Below are 11,179 nucleotides of genomic sequence, written 5' to 3'. Positions count from 1 at the left end.
CTTGTAGTTTGTTGTCTGGGGGGGGGAGGCTCGGTGTGCTGTTTTTTTTTTTTTTTTTTCCCCCCCCCCCCCCCCCCCCCCCCCCCCCCCCCCCCCCACGACGGCACCGTGACCCGTGTCCGGTGACCGGTGTCCCGTGCCCCGTCTCAGCCCTGCTTGACCGTGATGGCGCCGTTCGACGTGGTGAGGTCGAGCCGGTACGTACCGGCCGGATCGTTGGGAACGCCGAGACTCTTGTGACCGTTGTCGGTCTCGGCCGATATTCGGTAGCGATCGCGCTGCCCGCCCGGAACGGCGAGGGTGATCGCACCGTTCGACGTCTCGGCCCGGACGTTCTGCGGCGTTTCCGTGGCGAGGTCGACGGCGCCGTTGCTGGTGTGTGCCCGTATCCCGTCCCCCTTCAGACCGCGCCCGTGGATCCGGCCGTTGGACGTACGGACGTCCACCGTGCCGGACACGTCCTTCAGATTCACCGCGCCGGAACTGGTGGTCACTCGTACCGCGCCGACCCCCGAGAGATTCACCGCACCGGCCGAGGTCTGGCCGTTCACGGCAAGGCCCGCCGGCACATCGACCGTGTAGTGCACGGAGCAGTCGCTCCCGCAGCCGCCGAGCACCAGCACACCCTTCTCCACGTGGTGGCTCGCCTTTTCGGGCCGGTCGCCCCGATACCGCAGCTCGCGGTGGACCGACACCGCGCCGAGGGACTTCTTGCCGCGCAGGATGAGGCCGCCGGAACCGCTGTCCAGGCGTACGGACTTGATGTCGGCGGAGAGTTTGGCGTCGTCCTCGTACGTGGAGCGGCCCATCAGCCCGCACGCGCCGAGCCCGCTCACGGCGACACCGGTCAGCGCAACGGCCGCGAGGACACGGAGACGGACTCGGGGACGGACACGGACACGGAGATGACGACGCACGGTTCCCCCTGGTGCAGTGCATGGTGCGCCGCGCACGGGTCGCTTGCGCGGTGCGGTTCGCCGCGCCTTCCGGTGCGGTGATCTTTAGATTAGAGCGGCGTCCACGGCCGCGACATGGGGAAAACCCCACCTTTCACCTGCGGAACACCACAGCGCCCTCGGCAGACGCCGAGGCAGCCGCAGACAACCGGTCACCTCAAGGGCGGGCCGTCAGATCCAGTTTCCGCAGCCGCTCGGGATCGGCGAGGATGTCGATCGCGACGATCTTCCCGCCCGTGACCGTCAGCCCCATCACGGACACCGGCACCCCGTCGGCGACCGTGACGACGCCCGCGGCCCCGTTCACCAGCGCATGCCGGGCGCCATGCGCGAAGCGGCGGAAAGCGAGGGCCCGTTCGGCCACCTCGCGCGCCCCGCGGACCGTCCTGGGCAGGCCGGGGAAGCCGGCGCCGGTGTCGGCACGGAGCACCACGTCCGGATCGAGCACCGCGAGCAGCCCCTCGAAGTCACCACCGCGTGAAGCGGCGAGGAACGCGTCGACCACCTCCCGCTGCCGGGCGAGGTCGGTGTCCGGCGCGGCGGCCGTGCTCCGCACCCGGCGGCGGGCCCGGCTGGCGAGTTGCCGGGCCGCGGCCGGCGTACGCCCGACGACGGGCCCGATCTCGTCGAACGGCACCGCGAACATGTCGTGCAGGACGAACGCGAGACGTTCGGCGGGCGCCAGCGTCTGGAGCACCACCAGCAGGGCGAGGCCGACCGAGTCGGCCAGCAGGGCCTGGTGCTCCGGATCGGCCCCGTCCGCGCCGCTGCCGCTGCCGTAGCCGTGGTCGTTGCCGATGAGGGGGTCGGGTACCCGTACGTCGGACACGTGTACATCGAGGGGCTCCTCGCCACGCGCCGTACGTGTCCGCAGCGCATCCAGGCACACCCGGCCGACGACGGTCGTCAGCCAGCCGCCGAGGTTGCCGACGCCGCTGACGTCGGAGCGGCTGAGCCGCAGCCAGGCTTCCTGTACGGCGTCCTCCGCCTCGCTCAGTGAACCGAGCATCCGGTACGCCACCGCCCGCAGATGCGCCCGGTGCTCCTCGAAGCACTCTGCCAGGAAATCTTTCTCGTCCACGTGTCACATTCTCCCGTCGCGTTCCGTCAGTACGTTGACGAACCGTTTCCCCGGAATGTGACAGGGCGGGGCGATGTGACAGGCCGGCCCGATAGGCGACAGGAGCCCCACCATGCAGAAAGCGGATATCGCGAATAACGCGGACAATGCAGGCAACACGGATAGCACGGACAGGGTGGAAGAAGCGCAGGCCACCCACTCCTCCGTACAAGCACGCATGCAGAACCCGGCGCTGCTCCTCCCCGGCGTCATGGACCCGGTCCTCGCCGTCCTCAAGGCGGTCAAGAAGGCCGGAGTCCCGCAGACGACACTCGACCTGGTTCACCTGCGGGCGAGCCAGATCAACGGATGCAGCTACTGCGTGCACGCCGGCACCGTCCAGGCCCGGAAGGCCGGCGAGCGCGACGAGCGGCTGCACACCGTGGCGGCCTGGGCCGACGCCCCCTTCTTCACCCCGGCCGAGCGCGCCGCGCTGGCGCTCGCCGAGGCCGCCACCCGGCTCAGCGACCGTACCGATCCGGTTCCGGACGCGGTCTGGAACGAGGCGGCGGCGCACTACGACGAGCAGCAACTCGCCGCCCTGGTCCTCATGATCGGTATGACGAACCTCTTCAACCGCATCAACGTCCCCACCCGGCAGGTCGCGGGCCTGACCTGGTGACGCCCCGGCCCGGCCGGGTCGGTCGAAGCGGAAGCGGAAGCGGAAGCGGAAGCGCTGCACACTCGTTCACGTACGACGCGGGCGCGTCCGGCACTCCCTGCGCGCCCGGCTCCGCGTACGACCTCGCCGGTACGTCATCAGCGTGCATCCGGTGAAGAGCAGACCGGCGAGGATCTGCAGCCCGGCGGCCGTCACGAGGGCGCCGGGCAGCGAACGGGCGGCGACCGGCCCGGCGAGGCCCGCGCCGAGGGCGAAGCCGGTGATCTTCAGGCTCGCGCCGGTGGTGAAGACCTGGCCGCGCAGCTGCTCCGGCGCCTCCCGGTGGCGTACCGCGAACAGCGCTGTGAGCTGCGGGCCTTCGCCCAGCCCCACGAGGACGGCGGCAGCGGTGAGCAGGGCGGGCGGGCCGGTGGCAGCCGTCAGCAGGAGCGCGACGGCGAGTACGGCGGTGCTGCACCCGAGCACGGTGTCCGGGCGCAGCAGCGTGGGGCGGCGGGCGAGGAACGCGTTGGCCGCGAGGGCGGAGGCCGCGATGACGGAGAGCAGGAGGACGCCGTGCCGGGCGTCGCCGAAGGCGCGCGCCCCGAGCAGCGGGCTGCATGCGGTCAGCACGCCCTGGCCCGTACAGGAGACCACCGAGGTCACGGTCGCACGGGCCAGGGGAGGGGTGTGGCGGACAGCCCGTAGCCCGGCCGCGAGAGTGGCCACGATCGACGCGGAAACCGGCTCCCGGCGCGCGCTTGGCGGCACCGTGGGCAGCGCGTACGCGGACGGCACCGCGAGGCAGATCAGCACGCCGGACATGAGCACGGCGGCTGCCGCCCCGGCCGCGCCCGCGACGAGCCCGGCCAGGGCGGGGCCCGCCAGCGCGGCGGCGTTGAACGTCATCGCGTCGAACGCGGTGACCCGCGGCAGAAGTCCGGGCGGTGCGACACGCGGCAGCTGCGCGGTCCAGCCGCCGGACAGGGCCGGCCCCAGCAGCCCGGCACCGACCGCGACGAGCACCGTGACCACGAGCGGTACGCGCCCCAGGCTCAGCAGGACGACGGCCAGAGCCGCCGCGTACCCGGCGAGCGCGCCCGCCAGCAGATGGCCTGGCCTCCCGGAACGGTCCAACAGCACGCCGAAGAGCGGGCCGCCGACCGCCGCCGCGACCGTGATCCCTGCCAGCAGCGCCGGTCCTGTGGCCGCCGAGCCGGTGAACGCCGGCCCGGCCACCAGCAGGGCGGGCCCCGACATCTCGTCGCCCGCGCGCGCCAAGGACGCGCCGGCCAGGGCGGACCCCACCGCGAAACGTTTCCGCATGGGCGTCACGCTAGGTACGTAACGGAAACCTTGGCCAGATGCGTTACATGCGGGCGGCGCCCGCACTAACGTCGACACCCATGCAGCCCGCTCAGCCCGCTCAGCCCGCCGGGTCCGCCCGATCCGCTCAGCCTGCCGGGTCCGCCCGATCCGCTCAGCCCGCCGGGTCCGCCCGATCCGCTCAGCCCGCCGGGTCCGCCCGATCCGCTCAGCCCGCCGGGTCCGCCCGGCCCGCCCGGTTTGCCCAGCCTCCACAACCCGCGCGGCCCGAACGATCTCCGCAGGCCGCCCACCGTGAACGGCTCACCCGCCATTCGGTACAGGCCACCGCCCGTCGTACCGCCGCTCTCGTCAACGCCTTGGCCGGCGAGGCGCCGTCGCCTGAAACGATCGCAGCAGTGCTGCACGAACACGGCGAGCCCGACACCGTGGCCGATGGCGGGCTGTCCGCCGCCGACGTCGCGGAGATGCGCTCCGCTGCCCTGCTGCTGCGCGAGGTCTTCGCGGCCGACGGCACCGACCGTGCCGTGGAAGCGCTGAACCGTCTCCTCCGGCGGACCGCCGGTGCTCTCCGCCTCACCTCGCACGACGGTGAGAGTCCCTGGCATCCGCATCTGGACGGTGCCGACGACGCCCCGTGGGGCGAGTGGTTCCTCGCCTCGTCGTGCCTGTGCCTGATGGCGCTGATCTGGAACCATCAGCGCCCGCCCGGCGGCGTCTGCGCCTCGCCCACCTGCGGCAACGTCTACCTCGCCGTGGGCAGCGGCCTTCCGCGCCGCTACTGTTCCCGGCGCTGTGCGACCCGGGAGCGGGTGGCGGCGCACCGGCGCGCACGGGCGTGATCGGCGCTCACGGGCGTGACCCGAAAGCGCCCTCCGGCCCGTGACGATCACCGTGCTCACTCTCCGCGCCCCGTCTCCCCGCTCGGCCTCCGCGCGAGTCCCGCCAGCCCCTCAAGGCGCCGCCGTGAAGACAAGACACGCATTGTGCCCACCAAAACCGAAGGAGTTCGTGAGGGCGGCGGTCAGCGCGCCCTTCCGCGGCTCGCCCGTGACGACGTCGAGGCCGATTTCCGGGTCGAGGGTGTCGACGTTCCGCGTCGCGGGCACGATGCCGTCGCGTACGGCGAGGAGCGCCGCGAGTGCGCCGGCCGCTCCGGCCGCGCCGAAGAGGTGGCCGGTCATCGACTTGGTGGCGGTGACGGACGGGTGGCTGCCGATGGCCTCCGTGATCGACCGGGCCTCCGCCCGGTCGCCCGTGGGGGTGGACGTCGCGTGGGCGTGTACGTGCTCGATCTCGTGCGGGGACAGCCCGGCGGCGGACAGGGCCATGCGCATCGCGCGGACCTGGCCCTCGGGGTGGGCGGCCGTGATGTGGTGGGCATCCGAGGTGACGCCCGCGCCCGCGAGGGTGGCGTGTGCCCGGGCCGCGCGGGCGGCGGCGAAGCCGGCGCGTTCCAGTACGACCAGGGTCGATCCTTCGCCGATCACGAACCCGTCCCGGTCGACATCGAACGGGCGCGACGCCAGCTGCGGCTCGTCGTTGCGCGTGGAATGGGCCTTGGCCTGGGCGAAGCCCGCCATCGGCAGCGGGTGGATGCACGCCTCGGCGCCGCCCGCCACGACCACGTCCGCCCGCCCGAGGCGGATCAGATCCAGGCCCATGGCTATCGCCTCGGCCCCGGAGGCGCAGGCGCTGACCGGGGTGTGGGCGCCGCCGCGTGCTCCCAGCTCGATGCTGACCCAGGCTGCGGGGCCGTTCGCCATCAGCATCGGGACGGTGTGCGGGGACACCTTCCGTACGCCGGAGGCTTCGAGGACGTCGTCCTGGCCGAGCAGGGTGAGCGCGCCGCCCGTACCCGTACCGATCACCACGGCCAGCCGCTCCGGATCGACCTCCGGCGCGCCCGCGTCGGCCCACGCCTCGCGGGCCGCGACGAGCGCGACCTGCTCGCACCGGTCCATGCGGCGGGCCTGTACCCGGTCCAGCACCTCGCCGGGCTCGACCGCGAGCCGCCCCGCGATCCGTGCGGGCAGGCCGGCCGCCCACTCCTCCTCGATGGCGCTGATGCCGGACCGCCCGGCCAGCATGGCGTCCCAGGTCGAGGCGGCGTCCCCGCCCAGCGGCGTCGTGGCCCCGAGTCCGGTGACCACCACAGCGTCGGTGACAGCATGCACGGGATGAACCCCCTTTGTCGTTCTTTTGTCGTGGAGGGACAATGCCCTGAGCGGTGTACGGTCGGGATCTTGTCGCCTCGCTGCCCACTCTGTCAGGGGATTTACGGGGGTACAGGTGGCAGCCTCCACGGAGTTTGGGGGCTCAGGTTTGTAGGTTCCCTGCAACCTTGTGTGGGTCGTACGTGCGCCCGGCCCGGCCGGTCCGCCGCCCGGCGGTCCAGCGGCCCGCCCTCCCGCCCGAACCCTCCCGCAGCCGCCCCGGCAGGGAACCGGGCGCAAACCTCGGCGCAAACCCCGGTACGAACCCCGGCAAGCAACCCCGACAGGCCAGGGCCCTTCCTGGAAGGACCCGATCACGAGATATCTTGATGTCGAGCAATGTTGCAGACGTGGAGCGGAGCACCCGGTGACTGACTCGACCATCATCTACACACACACTGACGAGGCCCCGGCCCTGGCGACGTATTCGTTCCTGCCGGTGATCGAGGCCTACGCCTCGACGGCCGGGGTCGCGGTGGAGAGCCGTGACATCTCCCTGGCGGGCCGCATCATCGCCGGTTTCCCGGAGTGGCTCCAGGAGGAACAGCGCATCGACGACGCCCTCGCCGAGCTCGGTGAGCTGGCGAAGACGCCCGAGGCCAACATCATCAAGCTGCCGAACATCTCGGCTTCCATCCCGCAGCTGAAGGCGGCCGTCGCCGAGCTGCAGGAGCAGGGTTACGCGCTGCCGGACTACCCGGACGACCCCAAGACCGACGAGGAGCGCGACATCCGCGCCCGCTACGACAAGGTCAAGGGCAGTGCCGTCAACCCGGTGCTGCGCGAGGGCAACTCCGACCGCCGCGCCCCCGCCTCGGTGAAGAACTACGCCAAGGCCAACCCGCACCGGATGGGCGCCTGGTCGGCCGACTCGAAGACCGAGGTCGCGCACATGAGCGGCGACGACTTCCGCTCCACCGAGAAGTCCGCGGTCATCGCCGAGGGCGGCACGCTGCGCATCGAGCTGGCCGGTGACGACGGCTCCACCACCGTGCTGCGCGAGTCGGTACCGGTGCTCGCGGGCGAGGTCGTGGACGCCTCCGTGCTGCGCGTCGCCGTGCTGCGCGAGTTCCTCAAGGAGCAGGTCGCCCGCGCCAAGGCCGAGGGCGTGCTGTTCTCGGTGCACCTCAAGGCCACGATGATGAAGGTCTCCGACCCGATCATCTTCGGTCACGTGGTGCGCGCCTTCTTCCCGAAGACCTTCGCCGCGTACGGTGACGTGCTCGCCAAGGCCGGCCTGACCCCGAACGACGGCCTCGGCGGCATCTGGAAGGGCCTGGAGTCGCTGCCCCAGGGCGAGGAGATCAAGGCGTCCTTCGACGCGGAGCTGGCCGAGGGCCCGGACCTGGCCATGGTCGACTCCCACCGGGGCATCACCAACCTGCACGTCCCCAGCGACGTCATCGTGGACGCCTCCATGCCGGCCATGATCCGTACCTCCGGCCACATGTGGAACAAGGACGACCAGGAGCAGGACGCCCTCGCCGTCATCCCGGACAGCAGCTACGCCGGCGTCTACCAGGCCGTCATCGAGGACTGCAAGGCCAACGGCGCGTACGACCCGTCGACCATGGGCTCGGTGCCGAACGTCGGTCTGATGGCGCAGAAGGCCGAGGAGTACGGCAGCCACGACAAGACCTTCGAGATCGCCACCACCGGCACGGTGCGGGTCCTCGACCAGGACGGCAACGCCGTACTGGAGCAGACGGTCGCCACCGGCGACATCTTCCGCATGTGCCAGACCAAGGACGTGCCGATCCGCGACTGGGTCAAGCTGGCCGTCAGCCGCGCCCGCGCGACCGGCGACCCGGCCGTGTTCTGGCTGGACGAGGGCCGCGCGCACGACGCCAACCTCATCGCCAAGGTCAAGCAGTACCTCCCGGAGCACGACACCGAGGGCCTGCAGATCGAGATCATGTCCCCCGTCGAGGCGACGAAGTTCTCGGTGGAGCGCATCCGCCGCGGCGAGAACACCATCTCCGTCACCGGCAACGTGCTGCGTGACTACCTCACCGACCTGTTCCCGATCCTGGAGCTCGGCACGAGCGCCAAGATGCTGTCGGTGGTGCCGCTCATCAACGGCGGTGGCCTCTTCGAGACCGGCGCCGGCGGCTCCGCGCCCAAGCACGTCCAGCAGCTGGTCAAGGAGAACTACCTGCGCTGGGACAGCCTGGGCGAGTTCCTCGCGCTCGCGGTGAGCTTCGAGCACCTCGCGCAGAAGACGGGCAACGCGCGCGCCCAGGTGCTCGCCGACACCCTCGACCGCGCGACCGGCACCTTCCTCGCCGAGAACAAGTCGCCCAGCCGCAAGCTCGGCGGTATCGACAACCGCGGCAGCCACTTCTACCTCGCCCTGTACTGGGCCCAGGAGCTGGCCAAGCAGACCGAGGACAAGCAGCTGGCGGAGTCCTTCGCGGCGCTCGCGGCGACGCTGGCCGAGCAGGAGCAGACGATCATCGACGAGCTGATCGCCGTCCAGGGCTCGCCGGCCGACATCGGCGGCTACTACCAGCCCGTGGTGGCCAAGGCCGCGGTCGTCATGCGTCCGTCGAACACGTTCAACCAGGCGCTGGCGACCCTCGGCAGCTGATCCGGCGACGGCGGGCGGGATACTCCCCGTCCGCCGCGCCGCGCATGCGTGACGGGTCCGCCCCGGCCGGCACTTCTGCCCGGCCGGGGCGGATGCGTTTGCGGCCAGTGCACCCCTTACCCGTAGTACTCCGGAGCTACGCGGCTGATGCGCTCCACGGAGGGACGCCGGCCACACACCGCGACTCGTAACTTCCGTACCGAAGCGCGCGCTTCATTCGGAATGGAAGACCCTCCCGGTAGGAGATCGTGGACGGTGCTTAGAGTGCAGCATGTGGGGGAGAACGGGGTGGGTGCTCGAACGGGGCCTGCACAGGGGCTGTTGACGGCAGTGCGGGAGGTTCCGCGCGCGCTGTACGGCGTGCCGCGCGCGCTGCGTGAGGACCTGGTGAGCGGGGCCGTCCGGCCCCTGCCGCTGGGGGAGCGGCCCGGCTGGCTGATCTGGCAGCCGCTCATCGTGCTCATGCTGGGGTTCTCCGCCGTGCTCATCAGCGTGTTCAGCATCAACCACCTCGCCTTCGCCCCGGAATACCGTTTCGCCATGGGGTACGCCGTACTCCTCGGCGGCGGCCAGTCGCTGGCCCTCGTCGTGGCGGCGTTCCGGCCGGTGGCGGCTTGGTGGGCGTCGACGGCCGTCACGATCGTCATCGCTGTGGCGATGGACCCCTCGTACCCGGGGGACGGGCCGTACCCCTGGCTGGGACCCGGGCTCGCCGTACAGGCCGGGGTGCTGTTCCTGCTCGCGTTGCGGCACCGTCTCCGCGCGGCAGCCGGAGCGCTGATCCTCACGGTGCTCACGGTGCTGGCGTGCAGCATCGGCGCCGGCCCGCTCCGGCCTTTTCCCCTCGGCGGCGCCATGGCCGTCCTCGTCGGTGCCGTCCTCGTCGGCGCAGCCCTCCGCGGCCGCCAGGTGGCCCGTACCGAACTCGTCGTACAGGAGGAGATCACCAGCGAGGAGCGGGCCCGCCGCACGCTCCTGGAGGAGCGCAACCGGATCGCCCGTGAACTGCACGACGTGGTCGCCCACCACATGTCGGTGATCTCCATCCAGGCGCAGGTCGCCCCGCACCTGGCCGAGAATCCGTCCGCCGAGCTGCGGGAGAACCTCGCGGGCATCCGTACGAACGCGGTGGAGGCGCTGACCGAACTGCGCCGCGTGCTGGGTGTGTTGCGGTCCGAGGACGCCCCGGGCGGCGGGACCACTGCCGTACCGCACGCCCCGCAGCCCACTCTGGACCGTCTCGACGAACTGGTCGCCAACGTCCGCAGCGCAGGGCTGACGGTCACCACCACATACACCGGGGAGCGGCGCCCGCTGTCACCAGGTATCGAACTGTCCGCGTTCCGCATCGTGCAGGAAGCACTCAGCAACGCAATGCGTCACGCGCCCGGCGCGCGCGTCGCGGTGACGGTCGCCCACCGCCCAGCCGCACTCACCGTACGCGTCACCAACTCCGCGCCGGACCGCGCTGTCGCCGCCTCTCCGGGCGCCGGCCACGGCCTGCTCGGCATGCGTGAACGTGCCGCCATGCTGGGCGGCGACCTCGCCGCCGGGCCGACCTCCGACGGTGGCTACGAAGTCACCGCAGTCCTGCCCGTAGGCACCGACCCGCAGCCCACCACCCCCGCCCGGCCCACCCATTCCACCGACCCCACCCATTGCACCGATCCCGCCGAGGAAACCCCATGACACCCATCCGCGTGCTCATCGCCGACGACCAGGTCATGGTCCGCCAGGGATTCACGGTGCTGCTCAACGCCGAGCCCGGCATCGAGGTCGTGGGCCAGGCCTTGGACGGCCTCGACGCCCTCGCCAAGGCCGCCGAACTCGCGCCCGACGTCGTGCTGATGGACATCCGGATGCCCGGCCTGGACGGCATCGAGGCCACCCGCCGCCTCACCGAGGCCGCCGGTGCCGACGTCAAGGTCCTCGTCCTGACCACCTTCGACCTGGACGAGTACGTGTACGAGGCGCTGCGCGCCGGTGCGTCCGGGTTCCTGCTCAAGGACGCGTCGGCCGCCGACCTCGCCCAGGCCGTGCGGGTGGTCGCGGCCGGCGACGCGCTGCTCGCCCCCAACATCACCAAGCGCCTGATCGCCGAGTTCTCCCGGATGACGGGACAGCCCCGCGCGCCCCTCAAGGACCGCGTCGGCGACCTGACGGAACGCGAGACCGAGGTCCTCTCCCTGGTCGCCCAAGGGCTGTCGAACGCGGAGATCGCCGCCCGCCTGGTGCTGGCCGAGCAGACCGTGAAGACCCACGTGAGCCGCATCCTGGTGAAGCTGGGCGTCCGCGACCGCACCCAGGCGGCGGTCTTCGCGTACGAGACGGGCCTGGTCCGCCCGTCCGGATACTGATCGCCCGGCCGTC

General features: G+C 71.7%; 9 protein-coding genes. 5 read left to right on the top strand and 4 right to left on the bottom strand.

Annotated features, from left to right (window positions below; all coding sequences use genetic code 11):
- Positions 1-146: 146 nt before the first annotated feature.
- Together ACZ53K_RS34585 and ACZ53K_RS34580 are read right to left on the bottom strand one after the other, a co-directional pair.
- Positions 147-836, bottom strand: coding sequence for a DUF4097 family beta strand repeat-containing protein (locus ACZ53K_RS34585; protein WP_468844653.1), 690 nt, complete (start codon positions 834-836; stop codon positions 147-149).
- A gap of 277 nt (positions 837-1,113) precedes the next feature.
- Entirely contained in the window at positions 1,114-2,037 is a 924-nt protein-coding gene (locus ACZ53K_RS34580; protein ID WP_468844650.1) for a sigma-70 family RNA polymerase sigma factor, read from the bottom strand.
- 217 nt (positions 2,038-2,254) lie between these two features.
- On the opposite strand from ACZ53K_RS34580, the gene ACZ53K_RS34575 reads away from it, so the two are divergent.
- Positions 2,255-2,698, top strand: a complete 444-nt coding sequence (locus ACZ53K_RS34575) for a carboxymuconolactone decarboxylase family protein (protein WP_468844669.1) — start codon at positions 2,255-2,257, stop codon at positions 2,696-2,698.
- Between the two features lie 66 nt (positions 2,699-2,764).
- Here the strand turns inward: ACZ53K_RS34575 and ACZ53K_RS34570 are convergent, their stop codons facing one another.
- Entirely contained in the window at positions 2,765-4,003 is a 1,239-nt protein-coding gene (locus ACZ53K_RS34570; protein WP_468844647.1) for an MFS transporter, read from the bottom strand.
- 398 nt (positions 4,004-4,401) lie between these two features.
- On the opposite strand from ACZ53K_RS34570, the gene ACZ53K_RS34565 reads away from it, so the two are divergent.
- Positions 4,402-4,845, top strand: a complete 444-nt coding sequence (locus ACZ53K_RS34565; RefSeq protein WP_468844644.1) for a CGNR zinc finger domain-containing protein — start codon at positions 4,402-4,404, stop codon at positions 4,843-4,845.
- Positions 4,846-4,956: 111 nt separating this feature from the next.
- Here ACZ53K_RS34565 and ACZ53K_RS34560 read toward each other — a convergent pair whose 3' ends face one another.
- On the bottom strand, positions 4,957-6,180 hold the full coding sequence (locus ACZ53K_RS34560; protein WP_468844641.1) for a beta-ketoacyl-[acyl-carrier-protein] synthase family protein: 1,224 nt from the start codon (positions 6,178-6,180) through the stop codon (positions 4,957-4,959).
- A 406-nt stretch (positions 6,181-6,586) separates the two neighbouring features.
- Between ACZ53K_RS34560 and ACZ53K_RS34555 the strand changes: the two genes are divergently transcribed.
- From ACZ53K_RS34555 to ACZ53K_RS34545, 3 genes are all read left to right on the top strand, one after another.
- Complete coding sequence (locus tag ACZ53K_RS34555) at positions 6,587-8,809, top strand: NADP-dependent isocitrate dehydrogenase (protein WP_468844639.1); 2,223 nt, start codon at positions 6,587-6,589, stop codon at positions 8,807-8,809.
- A gap of 330 nt (positions 8,810-9,139) precedes the next feature.
- A complete protein-coding gene (locus ACZ53K_RS34550) occupies positions 9,140-10,498 on the top strand; it encodes a sensor histidine kinase (RefSeq protein ID WP_468844667.1) in 1,359 nt (452 codons plus the stop codon).
- Complete coding sequence (locus tag ACZ53K_RS34545; RefSeq protein WP_468844637.1) at positions 10,495-11,166, top strand: response regulator; 672 nt, start codon at positions 10,495-10,497, stop codon at positions 11,164-11,166. The genes ACZ53K_RS34550 and ACZ53K_RS34545 overlap by 4 nt, the downstream gene beginning before the upstream one ends.
- Positions 11,167-11,179 lie beyond the last annotated feature (13 nt).

This window comes from Streptomyces sp. NPDC033221 (genome assembly GCF_055577005.1).
The sequence above is the reverse complement of the archived record's forward strand: the minus strand, read 5'-3'. Positions and strand labels throughout refer to the sequence as shown.

Excerpts from the sequence above, each read along its gene's own strand:
- ACZ53K_RS34570 (WP_468844647.1), bottom strand. The coding sequence starts at position 4,003 with ATGCGGAAACGTTTCGCGGTGGGGTCCGCCCTGGCCGGCGCGTCCTTG.
- ACZ53K_RS34545 (WP_468844637.1), top strand. The coding sequence starts at position 10,495 with ATGACACCCATCCGCGTGCTCATCGCCGACGACCAGGTCATGGTCCGC.
- ACZ53K_RS34575 (WP_468844669.1), top strand. The coding sequence starts at position 2,255 with ATGCAGAACCCGGCGCTGCTCCTCCCCGGCGTCATGGACCCGGTCCTC.